General features: G+C 59.1%; 14 protein-coding genes. 9 read left to right on the top strand and 5 right to left on the bottom strand.

All coding sequences use genetic code 11. The features are described 5' to 3' along the window. Window positions 1-14: 14 nt before the first annotated feature. From AEP_RS19365 to AEP_RS19345, 5 genes are all read right to left on the bottom strand, one after another. Window positions 15-662, bottom strand: coding sequence for a DUF47 domain-containing protein (locus AEP_RS19365; RefSeq protein WP_087496906.1), 648 nt, complete (start codon window positions 660-662; stop codon window positions 15-17). Between the two features lie 197 nt (window positions 663-859). Continuing rightward, a complete protein-coding gene (gene acnB, locus AEP_RS19360) occupies window positions 860-3442 on the bottom strand; it encodes a bifunctional aconitate hydratase 2/2-methylisocitrate dehydratase (RefSeq protein ID WP_087496905.1) in 2583 nt (860 codons plus the stop codon). 66 nt (window positions 3443-3508) lie between these two features. Continuing rightward, a complete protein-coding gene (locus tag AEP_RS19355) occupies window positions 3509-4039 on the bottom strand; it encodes a hypothetical protein (RefSeq protein WP_232459879.1) in 531 nt (176 codons plus the stop codon). After that, the gene (locus AEP_RS19350) at window positions 4036-5118 is read right to left on the bottom strand and encodes an HpcH/HpaI aldolase/citrate lyase family protein (protein ID WP_232459878.1); all 1083 of its coding nucleotides are present in this window, start codon (window positions 5116-5118) and stop codon (window positions 4036-4038) included. The genes AEP_RS19355 and AEP_RS19350 overlap by 4 nt, the downstream gene beginning before the upstream one ends. A gap of 3 nt (window positions 5119-5121) precedes the next feature. Beyond that, window positions 5122-6108: a malate dehydrogenase gene (locus AEP_RS19345; RefSeq protein ID WP_087496903.1), complete on the bottom strand. Its 987-nt coding sequence runs from the start codon at window positions 6106-6108 to the stop codon at window positions 5122-5124. A 189-nt stretch (window positions 6109-6297) separates the two neighbouring features. Between AEP_RS19345 and AEP_RS19340 the strand changes: the two genes are divergently transcribed. From AEP_RS19340 to leuC, 9 genes are all read left to right on the top strand, one after another. Further along, complete coding sequence (locus AEP_RS19340; protein WP_087496902.1) at window positions 6298-7104, top strand: GntR family transcriptional regulator; 807 nt, start codon at window positions 6298-6300, stop codon at window positions 7102-7104. Window positions 7105-7208: 104 nt separating this feature from the next. Continuing rightward, entirely contained in the window at window positions 7209-7652 is a 444-nt protein-coding gene (gene sdhC / locus AEP_RS19335) for a succinate dehydrogenase, cytochrome b556 subunit (protein WP_087496901.1), read from the top strand. Between the two features lie 21 nt (window positions 7653-7673). Further along, window positions 7674-8039 carry a succinate dehydrogenase, hydrophobic membrane anchor protein gene (sdhD, locus tag AEP_RS19330; RefSeq protein ID WP_087496900.1) on the top strand — a complete coding sequence of 122 codons (366 nt, stop codon included), beginning with the start codon at window positions 7674-7676 and terminating at the stop codon, window positions 8037-8039. Between the two features lie 23 nt (window positions 8040-8062). Then, window positions 8063-9853, top strand: a complete 1791-nt coding sequence (gene sdhA, locus AEP_RS19325) for a succinate dehydrogenase flavoprotein subunit (protein WP_087496899.1) — start codon at window positions 8063-8065, stop codon at window positions 9851-9853. A gap of 27 nt (window positions 9854-9880) precedes the next feature. Further along, the gene (locus AEP_RS19320; RefSeq protein WP_087496898.1) at window positions 9881-10585 is read left to right on the top strand and encodes a succinate dehydrogenase iron-sulfur subunit; all 705 of its coding nucleotides are present in this window, start codon (window positions 9881-9883) and stop codon (window positions 10583-10585) included. Window positions 10586-10606: 21 nt separating this feature from the next. After that, the gene (locus AEP_RS19315; protein WP_087496897.1) at window positions 10607-10885 is read left to right on the top strand and encodes an FAD assembly factor SdhE; all 279 of its coding nucleotides are present in this window, start codon (window positions 10607-10609) and stop codon (window positions 10883-10885) included. 10 nt (window positions 10886-10895) lie between these two features. Then, a complete protein-coding gene (locus tag AEP_RS19310; RefSeq protein WP_087496896.1) occupies window positions 10896-12206 on the top strand; it encodes a citrate synthase in 1311 nt (436 codons plus the stop codon). A gap of 256 nt (window positions 12207-12462) precedes the next feature. Further along, complete coding sequence (locus AEP_RS19305; protein ID WP_087496895.1) at window positions 12463-13377, top strand: LysR family transcriptional regulator; 915 nt, start codon at window positions 12463-12465, stop codon at window positions 13375-13377. 11 nt (window positions 13378-13388) lie between these two features. Beyond that, window positions 13389-14837, top strand: coding sequence for a 3-isopropylmalate dehydratase large subunit (leuC, locus tag AEP_RS19300; protein ID WP_087496894.1), 1449 nt, complete (start codon window positions 13389-13391; stop codon window positions 14835-14837). Window positions 14838-14847 lie beyond the last annotated feature (10 nt).

The following is a 14847-nucleotide window of genomic DNA, read 5'->3' as shown; positions in this document are numbered from 1 at the left end:
ACCTGCGCGGTGGATCAGGAGTTCTCGAGGATGATGCCCTCGATCACATTCGCCACGTCTTCACACTTGTCAGTGATCGTTTCCAGCAGCTCGTAAATGGCTTTGAGCTTGATGAGTTCACGCACATCTTCCTGCTCGCGGAACAGCTTGCTCATGGCGGTGCGCATCACGCGGTCAGCATCCGACTCCAGACGGTCGATTTCTTCGCAGGTTTTCAAGGCTGCCTCGGCGGTGGCGTGATCGGCGATATCCGCCAACAGCTTTACCGCATCACGCAAACGCTCGCAGCACTTCACGCTCAGGTCGGTCAAACGCACGATCTCTTCCGTCATCACGCGGACGTCGTACAGCGCCATGGTTTCAGCAGAATCCTGAATCAGGTCCGCCACATCATCCATGGTGTTGATCAGGGAGTGGATTTGCTCGCGGTCGATGGGCGTGATGAAGGTGATGTGGATCGCCTTATTCACTTCGTGGGTCACGCGGTCTGCTGCACGCTCGGCGTCGTCCACTTCCTGGTTGTATTTCGCGCGCAGATCAGCGTCGTTGTAGTTAGCCACCAGCTTGGAAAAAGCCTGGGCGGCCTCCACGATACGATCCGCATGCTGATTGAACATCTCAAAAAAATTGCCTTCACGAGGCAACAACTTTCCAAACAACATGCGGAGCTCCTAACGGTTAAATATGACAGTCTCGTGACTGATTTAAGAATGTCCGCGAGTTTAACCGGCTACAGCCCTACAGGTTTCAGGGAGTTACACCCGCCCCCAGAGCCCCCCAAAGACCCCATAAAAAAAGCCCCGCAACCGGAGTTGCAGGGCTTTTGCTGCGAATGGCGCGGGGGCGCCAAAGCGACTGATTACTTCACAGTGGCAGCAGACTCGGTGTAGTCGCTGATCTTGTCAAAGTTCAGGTACTGGTACACCTTGTCGCTGGCGGCAGTCAGCACGCCCATGTCGGCCAAGTACTCTTCCTTGGTAGGAATGCGACCCAGCTTGGAAGCGATAGCTGCCAGTTCGGCCGAGCCCAAGTACACATTGCTGTTCTTGCCCAGACGGTTGGGGAAGTTGCGGGTAGAGGTTGAGAACACAGTGGCGCCCTCTTTCACCTGCGCCTGATTGCCCATGCACAAGCTGCAGCCCGGCATTTCCATGCGCGCACCGGCACCACCCAGCACACCGTAGTGGCCTTCGTCGCTCAGTTGCTTGGCGTCCATCTTCGTAGGCGGTGCAATCCACAGCTTCACGGGGATGTCGCGCTTGCCTTCCATCAGCTTGGACGCGGCACGGAAGTGGCCGATGTTGGTCATGCAGGAGCCGATGAACACTTCATCGATCTTGGCGCCGGCCACTTCGGCCAAAGTCTTCACATCGTCCGGGTCGTTGGGGCATGCCACGATAGGCTCATGGATGTCGGCCAGGTCGATGTCGATAACGGCTGCGTACTCTGCATCGGCATCGCCCTTGAGCAACTCAGGGTTCTTGAGCCAGGCTTCCTGTGCCGCAATACGGCGACCCAAAGTGCGCGCATCCGCATAGCCATTGGCAATCATCCACTTCATCATGGTGATGTTGCTGGTGACGTATTCGATGATGGGCTCTTTGTTCAGGTGCACGGTGCAACCTGCAGCAGAACGCTCAGCAGACGCGTCAGACAACTCAAACGCCTGTTCAACCTTCAGATCTGGCAAACCTTCGATTTCGAGAATGCGACCGGAGAAGATGTTCTTCTTGCCCTTCTTTTCAACCGTCAGCAGGCCGGCCTTGATGGCGTACAAAGGAATCGCGTTAACCAAGTCACGCAGGGTCACGCCGGGCTGCATCTTGCCCTTGAAGCGCACCAACACCGATTCAGGCATGTCCAAAGGCATCACGCCAGTAGCGGCCGCAAACGCCACCAGACCGGAACCTGCGGGGAAGCTGATACCGATAGGGAAACGGGTGTGGCTGTCGCCACCAGTGCCCACGGTGTCAGGCAACAACATGCGGTTGAGCCAGGAGTGGATCACACCGTCACCGGGACGCAATGACACGCCGCCACGGGTGCTGATGAAGTCGGGCAGCTCGTGGTGCATCTTCACGTCCACGGGCTTGGGGTACGCCGCGGTGTGGCAGAACGACTGCATCACTAGGTCTGCAGAGAAGCCCAGGCAAGCCAAGTCCTTCAGCTCGTCGCGGGTCATCGGGCCAGTAGTGTCTTGGGAGCCGACAGAGGTCATCTTGGGCTCGCAGTAGGTACCGGGGCGCACGCCTTGACCTTCGGGCAAACCGCAAGCGCGACCGACCATCTTCTGTGCCAGGCTGAAACCCTTCTTGGTGTCAGCAGGGTTCTGGGGCAGGCGGAACAAGGTGGAAGGCTTCAGACCCAAAGCTTCACGGGCTTTGGCAGTCAAGCCACGGCCGATAATCAGGGGAATACGGCCACCGGCACGTACTTCGTCAAACAGCACATCGCTCTTGACTTGGAACGAAGCGATTTCCTTGCCGTCTTTGAAGGCCTTGCCGTCATAGGGACGCAGTTCCACCACGTCGCCCATGCTCATCTGGTTCACGTCCAGCTCGATAGGCAGCGCGCCCGCATCTTCCATGGTGTTGTAGAAGATGGGAGCGATCTTGGTGCCCAGGCACACGCCGCCGAAACGCTTGTTGGGCACGTAAGGAATGTCTTCACCGGTGAACCACAGCACGGAGTTGGTGGCTGACTTGCGGCTGGAGCCGGTACCGACCACGTCACCCACATAGGCCACGAGGTTGCCTCGGGCACGCAGGTCTTCGATGAACTTCACAGGGCCGCGCTTGCCATCTTCCTCAGGGGTAATGCCATCGCGCTTGTTCTTCAGCATGGCCAATGCGTGCAATGGAATGTCAGGGCGGCTCCAGGCGTCAGGCGCAGGAGACAGGTCGTCCGTATTGGTTTCGCCGGTGACCTTCAGGATGGTCACGGTGATGCTCTGGGGAACTTCAGGGCGGCTGGTGAACCACTCGGCATCGGCCCAGCTTTGCAACACGGCCTTGGCGAAGGTATTGCCCTTGTCGGCCTTTTCCTTCACGTCATGGAACTGGTCGAACATCAACAGGGTTTTCTTCAGGCCTTCGGCAGCTTCTGCAGCCACGGCGGCATCGTCCAGCAGATCCACCAGCGGGCTGATGTTGTAGCCGCCGAGCATGGTGCCCAACAATTCGGTGGCGCGGGCGCGGGAGATCAGAGCGCACTTTTCAGTGCCGTGAGCCACAGCGGCCAGGTAGCTGGCTTTGACCTTGGCAGCATCGTCCACACCGGCGGGCACGCGGTGGGTGATCAGTTCGACGAGCGTTGCCTCTTCGCCTGCGGGGGGCGCCTTCAGCAGCTCGATCAACTCGCCGGTCTGCTTGGCAGACAAAGGCAGGGGGGGAATGCCCAACGCAGCGCGTTCAGCCACATGGTCTCGGTAAGCTTGCAACATCTTCACTCTCCTTCAAAAACAACAAAAACACACTCCAGCGCCCGCACTATCTGCGCGAGCAGCTACTTATTTCATAGCAGCGCCATCTTGTGGCGCGGGCAAGGGCTCCAGCAAGTTGGGTGCCGGATTCTTCTCCATCGCCAGTGCCACGGCCTGCTGCTCAGCGTTCATACAAGCGTCCGCCAAACGCCGGCCTTGCCGGTGATCCATCAACATGGATTTGTTGGCCAACTGCAACCAGACGGCACCCCGAGCTGCATCTTCCAGCCGAATCGCTCCGGTCGAAGTAGCCACAGGCACCATCACAAACCGCTGCTTGCCGGATTCCACGGCGAAATGCCCCGCATGCTCGGGGTGCGCCTGCACAGACACTTTCTGGGCCAGCTCACAGGGCAATACGCCGGTCGCAACCGTGGGAGCTACTGCCAATTGTTCTTCGCTCAAGACCACCGGCTTGTCGACAGCCTTGGCAGGCGCCTGTACCCGCGTGTTCTTCTTGGAACTGGAAGCTTGCGGGGCAACGCTGCTGGCGGCGGCGAAGCCGGTCCAGAGCACAGAGCACAGCATGGCAGTCACCAGCCAGACAAACTTCATCATGCGGCCTCCTTCACAGGGGTCGATTCGAAATAGACAGATACCTCCGACGGCACGGCCACACCAGTGGCGTGCGCACGTTCCAACACCTGCCAGAAAAACCGGTAACTGGCCCGGTCGTGCAAAACACCTCCCGCCGACACAGGCCCCCAATCGGCGGCTGCGGCGCGGGTCACGATGTCTGCCGCCTGCTCCACCGCCTTTGCGTCCGGGGCGAAGGCCTGAACGATGGGCCGGATCTGGTCCGGATGAATGCTCCACATGCGGGTATAGCCCAAGGCTTGGGCGGCATAGCGGGCTGCACGGCTCAAGGCTTGTGCGTCTTTGAACTCAGTCACCACGCAATGCGATGGCACCTTGCCAAACGCATGGCAGGCGCTGGAGATATCTGTCTTGGCACGCACGACCAAGGGGTGGTGAAACTGGTCCAAGGTATCGCCATCGGTGTCCGATCGGACACCCATCGCCCTTGCAGGGATAGCGCCACCATGGCTGGACACAAAGTCCATCAAACCGAAACTGATGGACTGCACGCGTGCATGGGCCGCAATCTCAAAAGCGCGATGTACCGCTGCCGGGGATTCGATCAATACATGCAATGGAATCGCAGCAGCCACAGGCCCCAAAGCATCGATAGCGCGGACTGCAACCTCCACATCGGCGGCAGACTCCACCTTGGGCAGCATGATGTAACTCAGGGCACGGGCAGCAGCGCCGACCACACACGCCACATCCTGAAGAAACGCAGGGTGGTCTACCGCATGCAAGCGCGCACCCACACGGCGGCGCAAGCCATTTGCTATCAAATCAGGAGCTTTTTGCGCAGAATTGGCGAGCGCCGCAACCATATTGGCATGATCGAGCTCTCCACCGACGGGCGCACCGTCTTCACAGTCCAGCGTCACATCAAACACGCAAGCGCCGAACTCCCGGGTCATGTCCGCCTGCATTTGCAGGCTCTTGACCATGCGGGCTTCTACGCCGCTGTAATGGTCACACACCGGCAGTACACCCGCAGCACCCTGCGCACCTAAAAGGATGTCGCGAGGATGCTTCACGGTGGGTGCCGGTGCGTGGGCCAAGGATTACAGCAGGTGTTTCACGCCGTCTTGTTCGCCTTGCAGTTCAGCCAAGGTCTTGTTGATGCACTCTTGCGAGAACGCGTCAATTTCCAGGCCTTCGACGATCTTGTATTCGCCGTTCGCGCAGGTCACGGGGTAACCGAACATGACTTCCTTGGGAATGCCGTATTCGCCGTTGGAAGGAATGCCCATGGTGACCCACTTGCCGTTGGTGCCCAGAGCCCAGTCACGCATGTGGTCGATAGCCGCGTTGGCAGCAGACGCTGCGGAGGACAAACCACGTGCAGCAATGATGGCTGCACCACGCTTGCCCACGGTGGGCAGGAATGTTTCGCGGTTCCAGGTTTCGTCGTTGATCATGTCTTTCACAGACTGGCCAGCGATGGTGGCAAAACGGTAATCGGCGTACATGGTGGGAGAGTGGTTACCCCACACGGCCAATTTTTCGATGTCCGCCACGGCCTTGCCGGTCTTGGAAGCCAACTGGCTGGCAGCACGGTTGTGGTCCAGGCGCAGCATGGCGGTGAAGTTCTTGGCCGGCAGATCCGGCGCAGCCTTCATGGCGATGTAGGCGTTGGTGTTGGCGGGGTTGCCCACCACCAGCACCTTGACGTTGCGGGAAGCCACAGCGTTCAGTGCCTTGCCTTGGGTGGTGAAGATGGCGCCATTGATGGCCAGCAGTTCGGCACGCTCCATGCCGGGGCCGCGTGGGCGGGAACCCACCAACAAAGCGTAGTCGGTGTCCTTGAAGGCGGACATGGGATCGGAATGGGCTTCGATACCAGCCAACAGCGGGAATGCGCAGTCTTCCAACTCCATGATCACGCCCTTGAGCGCGTTCTGGGCCTTCTCGTCGGGGATTTCCAGCAATTGCAAGATCACGGGCTGGTCTTTGCCCAACATTTCGCCGGAGGCGATGCGAAACAGAAGTGCGTAACCGATTTGACCTGCTGCACCTGTAACGGCAACGCGGACGGGTTTCTTGCTCATGGTAAAACTCCAGGAAGTGTTGAGAAAACGGCGACTGAGCAGCGCCCGCAACAAGCCGTGCTGCGCTGCAGAATGCCCGAGAGTTTACCCTCGAATTTAGTGCCGGGTCAATTTGTCTTATGTCTTATATAAGATATGATTAGCGAAATTTTTCGAGCCTGACTCGTCGCTGACAGAAACCCCGCATCCATGCCTGCAAACACCCTCTCTGCGAACGACAGCGCTACTGGCGCATCGGTCGATCCGGGCGCGCAATCCGGGGCATCGGGCACACCGGCATTCAGTCCGCTCTATCAGCAAATCAAGGCCCTCATACTGCAAAGCCTGCAGAGTGGCGAATGGAAACCCAGCACTGCCATTCCCAGTGAGCAAGAGCTTGCCGGCCGGTACAAAGTCAGCCAGGGCACGGTACGTAAAGCCATTGATGAGCTCGCCGCCGAAAACCTCGTCGTTCGCCGCCAGGGCAAGGGTACGTTTGTCGCCACCCATGCTGAACGGCACATTCAATACCGCTTTTTGCGACTGGTCCCTGAGGCGGGCGACCCATCCAACGAAGGGCCGGCCCAGCGCCGCATCATTGACTGCAAGCGCACCCGCGCCAGCGCTGATGTGGCGCGCGCCTTGTCTCTGCGATCTGGTGATGCGGTATTGCAAGTGCGGCGCGTGTTGTCTTTCGCAGGCACTCCTACCATTTTGGAAGACCTGTGGCTCCCCGGCGGCCCTTTCAAAGGGCTGACGGCAGAGCGCCTGACCAGCTATGACGGTGCGATGTATGCGCTTTTTGAAACAGAATTCGGCGTGCGCATGGTGCGTGCCGAGGAAAAGATCAAAGCCGTGCTTCCGGACCCCGAGCAGCGAGATCTGCTCCAAATCGGTGCAAGCACCCCCTTGCTCAGTGTTGAGCGTACCGCGTACACCTACAACGATTTACCTATGGAGCTCCGTCGGGGCTTGTACTTGACCGACACACACTACTATCGAAATGCGCTAAATTGATGCGTTGCACCATGCAAGTCCAATGTCAGATTGGTGCGGTGCAATAGAATTTTGGCCTGCGATTCCCAGAATTACAAACACGTTACATCCAAGAAAGCCCATCCATGACTGAGCTCAACTCCCAACCCAAGCGCGCGCGGCCTGAATTCCGCAACATCAATGCGCTGAGTGACCTGCCCACCTATCGCCTCCCCCCCGCCGGATGGGTTTCCATCCTGCACCGCATCAGTGGCGCCATCATGTTCATCCTGATGCCTTTCATTATCTGGATGTTCGACACATCCGTATCCTCGGAAATCTCATTTGCAAAGTTCACCAGCGTCTTTAGCGTTGGAGTCGGCTTTATCCCCGGCTGGTTTGTGAAGCTGGTGGCTCTGGCCATCATCTGGGCGTATTTGCACCACTTCATCGCAGGCATGCGCCACTTGTGGATGGACATCAACCATGCGGTGAGCAAAGAATTCGGTCGCAGCTCCGCCATCTTCACTCTGGGTCTGGGCAGCTTGCTCACCCTGGTGCTGGCCCTCAAGCTCTTCGGCGCCTACTAACAACGAGAAAAGGAAAACCAAATGGCAGTGAATTACGGATCCAAGCGCGTCGTCGTTGGCGCGCACTACGGCCTGCGGGACTGGCTGGCGCAACGCGTCACCGCCGTCTTGATGGCTTTGTTCACCATCGCCCTGCTGGCGCAGGTGATTTTGTTCAAAGGCCCCATCGGCTACGACAAGTGGGCCGGCATCTTCTCCCAGCAGTGGATGAAGTTCCTGACCTTCGCGGTCATCATCGCCATGCTGTACCACGTATGGGTGGGTGTGCGCGATATCTGGATGGATTACGTCAAACCCGTCTCCATCCGCTTGTCTCTGCAAGTGTTCTCCATTGTTTGGCTGGTCGGCTGCGCCGGCTGGGCTATCCAGGTTCTGTGGCGTCTCTGATCCCCTCCAACAGGCACTAATACATGTCTTACTCCGTCTCTAAACGCAAATTCGACGTCGTGATCGTCGGCGCCGGTGGCTCCGGCATGCGCGCTTCCCTGCAGCTGGCACGTGCCGGTCTGAATGTGGCCGTTCTGTCCAAAGTGTTCCCCACCCGCTCCCACACCGTGGCAGCACAAGGCGGCATCGGTGCCTCCTTGGGCAACATGAACGACGACAACTGGCACTACCACTTCTATGACACCGTCAAGGGCTCCGACTGGCTCGGCGACCAGGACGCTATCGAGTTCATGTGCCGTGAAGCTCCCAAGGTGGTGTACGACCTGGAGCACATGGGTATGCCTTTCGACCGCAACCCTGACGGCACCATTTACCAGCGCCCCTTCGGCGGCCACACCGCCAACTACGGCGAAAAGGCTGTGGAACGCGCTTGCGCTGCCGCTGACCGTACCGGTCACGCCATGTTGCACACGCTGTACCAGCAGAACGTGGCAGCCAAGACCAGCTTCTTCGTGGAGTGGATGGCACTGGACCTGATCCGTGACGCCGAAGGCGACGTGGTCGGTGTCACCGCCCTGGAAATGGAAACCGGCGATATCCACATTCTGGAAGCCAAGACCACCCTGCTGGCCACCGGTGGCGCAGGTCGTATCTTTGCGGCCTCCACCAACGCCTTCATCAACACCGGTGACGGCCTTGGCATGGCAGCGCGTGCCGGCATACCGTTGGAAGACATGGAGTTCTGGCAGTTCCACCCCACCGGCGTGGCTGGTGCCGGCGTGTTGCTGACCGAAGGTTGCCGCGGCGAAGGCGCTATTCTGCTCAACAGCAACGGCGAACGTTTCATGGAGCGCTATGCGCCTACCCTGAAAGACTTGGCTCCGCGTGACTTCGTGTCCCGCTCCATGGACCAGGAAATCAAGGAAGGCCGTGGCTGCGGTCCGAACAAGGACTATGTGCTCTTGAAGCTGGACCACTTGGGTGCAGAAACCATCCACAAGCGCCTGCCATCGGTGTATGAAATCGGCGTGAACTTCGCCAACGTGGACATCACCAAAGAACCTATCCCCGTGGTGCCCACCATCCACTACCAGATGGGTGGTATTCCCACCAACGTCAATGGCCAGGTGGTGGTGCAAAACGGCGACGTGCACAACCAGGTTGTCAACGGTTTGTACGCAGTGGGCGAATGCTCTTGCGTTTCGGTGCACGGCGCCAACCGCCTGGGCACCAACTCCTTGCTGGATTTGCTGGTGTTCGGCCGCGCAGCAGGCAACCACATCGTCAACTACATCAAGGGCAGCAAAGAGCATAAGCCATTGCCAAAGGACGCCGCAGACCGCACCCTGGCGCGCGTTTCCCGCCTGGACAATGCCGGCAGCGGTGAGTACGCCCAGGACGTTGCTAACGACCTGCGCGCTTCCATGCAACAACACGCCGGCGTGTTCCGTACCCAGAAGAGCATGGACGAAGGCGTGGTCAAGATCGCCGAGCTGCGCGAACGCGTCAAAGCCCTTAACCTCAAGGACAAGTCCAAGGTATTCAACACAGCTCGCATCGAAGCGCTGGAAGTCGAAAACCTGATCGAAGCGGCCGAAGCAACAATCGTGTCGGCAGCTGCTCGCCACGAAAGCCGCGGCGCCCACACCGTGGACGATTACGGCGATACCCCTGAGCACCCGAATGGCCGTAACGACCAAGACTGGCACAAACATACCCTGTGGTATAGCGAAGGCAACCGCCTGAGCTACAAGCCCGTGCAGATGAAGCCTTTGACTGTGGACTCCGTTCCACTCAAAGTCCGTACTTTCTAAGCGTAGACCCTTCGCGAGAACCTGAACATGACCAAACGTACTTTCTCCATCTACCGCTACGATCCAGACAAGGATGCCAAGCCTTACATGCAGGACATCGAGGTAGAACTCGACGGTTCCGAGCGCATGCTGCTGGACGCCTTAATGAAGCTCAAGGCCATCGATCCTTCCATCTCCTTCCGCCGCTCATGCCGCGAAGGTGTATGCGGATCGGATGCCATGAACATCAACGGCAAGAACGGTCTGGCTTGCCTGACCAATATGCTGACCTTGCCCGGCAAAATCGTCCTCAAGCCCCTGCCCGGTCTGCCCGTGATCCGCGATCTGATCGTGGATATGACCCAGTTCTTCAAGCAGTACAACTCGATCAAGCCTTACCTGATCAACGACACGGTGCCGCCCGAGAAAGAGCGTCTGCAGTCCCCCGAAGAGCGTGAAGAACTCAACGGCCTGTACGAGTGCATCTTGTGCGCCAGCTGCTCTACCAGCTGCCCCAGCTTCTGGTGGAACCCCGACAAGTTTGTGGGTCCGGCCGGCTTGCTGCAGGCCTACCGCTTTATTGCGGACAGCCGCGATCAAGCTACCGGTGAGCGCCTGGACAATCTGGAAGATCCTTACCGCCTGTTCCGTTGCCACACCATCATGAACTGCGTCGATGTGTGCCCCAAGGGTTTGAACCCCACCAAGGCCATCGGCAAGATCAAGGAAATGATGGTCTTGCGTGCCGTTTGATACAGACCAAGGTGCACACGCGTGACTGAAGCATTGATTGATGAACGGGGTTTGAGCAAGCTGCAATGGCGTTGCCGGCGCGGCTTGCTGGAAAACGACTTGTTCATCGAGCGCTTCTTCCGCCGGTACAGCGATACGCTGACGGTGCGCCATGCCGATGCCCTGTCGGCGCTGATGGACTTGAGCGACAACGACCTGCTGGACGTCCATCTGGCACGAAAAACGCTGTTGCAGGTGGACGCTGCCCTCGATCGCGCAGACGTCCATGAAGTTTTAAAAATGTTGAGAGAACCTCTCTGAAAGGCGAAAGATGAAACTAGCTGATAACAAAGCCACCCTGTCGTTCAGTAACGGCAGCCCCAGTGTGGAAATGCCCGTGTACCAGGGCAACATCGGACCGGATGTGATCGACATCCGCAAGCTTTACGCCCAGACTGGCATGTTCACGTATGACCCCGGTTTTCTCTCAACCGCTTCCTGCCAGTCCGGCATCACTTACATCGACGGCGACAAGGGTGAACTGCTGTACCGCGGCTACCCCATCGAACAGTTGGCCACCAACGTCGACTACCTCGACACCTGCCACCTGTTGCTGAAGGGCGAATTGCCCAACAAAACCGAACAAGTGGCGTTCCACAAACTCGTGACCAACCACACCATGGTCAACGAGCAGATGCAGTTCTTCCTGCGTGGCTTCCGCCGCGACGCGCACCCTATGGCCGTATTGACCGGCTTGGTGGGCGCACTGTCTGCGTTCTACCACGACAGCACCGACATCAATAACCCCGAGCACCGCGAAATCGCCGCGATCCGCCTGATCGCCAAGATGCCTACGCTCGTGGCCATGGCCTACAAGTACGGCGTGGGCCAGCCTTTCATGTACCCGCAGAACGACCTGAGCTACTCCGGCAACTTCCTGCGCATGATGTTCGGCACTCCTTGCGAAGAGTACAAGGTCAACCCCGTGATCGAACGTGCGATGGACCGCATCTTCATCCTGCACGCAGACCACGAGCAAAACGCGTCTACCTCCACTGTGCGCCTGTGCGGATCTTCCGGCACCAACCCGTTTGCAGCCATTGCCGCCGGCGTGGCTTGCTTGTGGGGCCCTGCCCACGGTGGCGCCAACGAAGCCTGCCTGAACATGCTGGAAGACATCCAGCGCCAAGGCGGCGTGTCCAAGGTCGGCCAGTTCATGGAACAGGTCAAGGACAAGAACTCCGGTGTCAAGCTCATGGGCTTCGGTCACCGCGTGTACAAGAACTACGACCCCCGCGCCAAGCTCATGCAGGAAACCTGCAACGAAGTGCTGGAAGCCTTGGGTCTGGAAAACGACCCCTTGTTCAAGCTGGCCAAGCAGCTGGAAAAGATTGCTCTGGAAGACGACTACTTTGTCCAGCGCAAGCTGTACCCCAACGTGGACTTCTATTCCGGCATCGTGCAACGCGCCATCGGCATCCCTGTGAACCTGTTCACCGGTATCTTCGCTTTGGCTCGTACCGTCGGCTGGATTGCCCAGTTGAACGAGATGATCGGCGACCCTGAGTACAAGATCGGCCGCCCACGCCAGTTGTTCACCGGCTCCGTCAAGCGCGACGTCAAGCCACTGGACCAGCGTTAAGCCCTCCCGGGCCTACCCTGAAAACCCCGCCGCCTACAAAGGCCGCGGGGTTTTTTGTATCCAATCCGGCTCTAGCGCACATGGACTCTGCGCGAGTAGCTACTGTTTTCATAGCAATTTACAGCCCATCGACTGCTGCATGTCGAGAAGAAGCCTTTCCCAGTCAAGATCTATGGCATCTCGAAATGCGATGACTAATCCCGTAGCAAGTGGGAAAATACCGACTTCACATCGCTGATCACGATGCCGTCTCTAAATGCCGCACATTGACCGCCCCCTCACCCGCCGGATGGACCTGACATCGCTACAGATGTTTGTGGCTGTCTGCGAGACAGGTAGCATCGGCAAGGCTGCGGAGCGCGAATTCATTGCCCCCTCGGCACTCAGCAAGCGGCTCAGTGATCTGGAGCTGGCGCTAGGCAGCCAGCTGCTACAACGCCATTCACGCGGTGTGCACCCTACCCCAGCGGGGCAAAGCCTGTTGCACCACGCCCGCAGCGTGTTCTTCAGCCTGGACCGCATGCACACTGAGTTGACGGAATACGCCGACGGCGCCAAAGGCCAGGTGCGGGTACACGCCAGCATCTCGGCCACGGTGCAGTTTCTGCCGGAAGACCTGGGTGCCTTCATCCGTGCCCACCAAGGCATCAAGATCGATCTGGAAGAGCACCTGAGCACCGAAGTCATTCGTGCCGTTGAGGAAGGTGCCGCCGATTTCGGTGTCTGCAATACGGCGGACGGCGTGGGCGAATTGCAGACCCTGCCCTACCGGCAGGACCAACTGGTGCTTATTGCTCCCCGCACCCATGCGCTCGCCCGCGAGTCCTCAGTGGCGTTCGCGGACACCTTGGCGCTGGACCATGTGGGCCTGCATTCCAACAGCTCCATCTATGTCGCTATGCGCCAGGCGGCCACAGCGCTGGGCCAAAGCATCAAACTGCGCATCCAGGTCACCGGGCTCGATGCCATGTGCCGCATGATTCACAACGGCCTGGGCGTGGGCGTCATGCCCCTGCGCGCATTCACGCTGATGCATAGCGCCGGCGAATTGGCAGCAGTACCCCTCACCGACCCCTGGGCCCACCGCCGCATTGAGCTGGTGGCCCGCGACTTCTCGACCCTGCCACGCAGCGCGCGCTTGCTGGTCGACCACCTAAAATCGTCTCTCTAAAGGAAGCACATATGGCACGCACGCTCTACGACAAACTCTGGGACGACCACGTCGTTCATACCGAAGACGATGGCACTTCCATCCTCTATATCGACCGCCATCTGGTCCACGAAGTGACCAGCCCCCAGGCGTTTGAAGGGCTGCGTGAAGCAGGTCGCAAGGTCTGGCGCATCAGCTCTATCGTCGCCACTGCCGACCACAACACGCCGACCACCGGTTGGGAGCTGGGCTACGACGGCATTACCGACCCGACCAGCAAAGAACAGGTCACCACCCTAGACAGCAACATCAAGGAATTCGGCTCTGCCGCTTATTTCCCCTTCCTGTCCAAGCGCCAGGGCATCGTGCACGTGATGGGGCCTGAAAACGGCGCGACCCTGCCCGGCATGACCGTGGTGTGCGGCGACTCCCATACCTCCACCCACGGTGCGTTTGGGGCCTTGGCCCACGGAATCGGTACCAGCGAGGTCGAGCACGTGATGGCCACGCAAACCCTCTTGGCCAAAAAAGCCAAGAACATGCTGATCAAGGTCGAAGGTAACGTTGCTCCCGGCATCACCGGCAAAGACATTGTGCTGGCCATCATCGGCAAAATCGGCACCGCAGGCGGCACCGGCTACACCATCGAATTCGGCGGCTCCGCCATCCGTGCGTTGAGCATGGAAGGCCGCATGACGGTGTGCAACATGGCCATCGAAGCCGGCGCCCGCGCTGGATTGGTCGCCGTGGATGAGAAAACCATCGACTACGTCAAGGGCCGCCCCTTGGCCCCCGGCGCCAACGCTGCCTCCCCCGAAGCCGCAGCGGTGGAATGGGACCAGGCCGTCGCCTTCTGGAAGACACTGCACTCCGACGCCGGCGCGCATTTCGACACCGTCGTCGAGCTGGACGCCACCAAAATCGTGCCGCAAGTCACCTGGGGCACCTCGCCCGAAATGGTGCTGGGCGTGGACGCCATCGTGCCAGACCCCGACAAAGAAAAAGACGCCAGCAAGCGCGGCGCCATTGAGCGGGCACTCACCTACATGGGCTTGGAGCCCGGCAAACCCTTGAACGACTTGTTTGTGGACAAGGTATTCATCGGTTCCTGTACCAACAGCCGCATCGAAGACATGCGCGAAGCTGCCGCCGTGGTGAAAAAGCTGGGCCAAAAAGTCGCCAAGAACATCAAGCTGGCCATGGTTGTTCCCGGCTCCGGTCTGGTGAAAGAGCAGGCAGAGCGCGAAGGACTGCACGAAATTTTCAAGGCCGCGGGCTTTGAGTGGCGTGAACCCGGCTGCTCCATGTGCCTGGCCATGAATGCCGACCGCCTGGAACCCGGAGAGCGCTGCGCCTCCACCAGCAACCGCAACTTTGAAGGCCGCCAGGGTGCCGGTGGGCGCACCCACCTGGTGAGCCCCGCCATGGCCGCTGCAGCAGCCATCCATGGACACTTTGTCGATATCCGCAAGTTCGCCTGACCCATTGAAA

Origin of the sequence: Curvibacter sp. AEP1-3, from assembly GCF_002163715.1 — a bacterium.
Classification (GTDB): Bacteria; Pseudomonadota; Gammaproteobacteria; order Burkholderiales; family Burkholderiaceae_C; genus Allorhodoferax.
The sequence above is the reverse complement of the archived record's forward strand: the minus strand, read 5'-3'. Positions and strand labels throughout refer to the sequence as shown.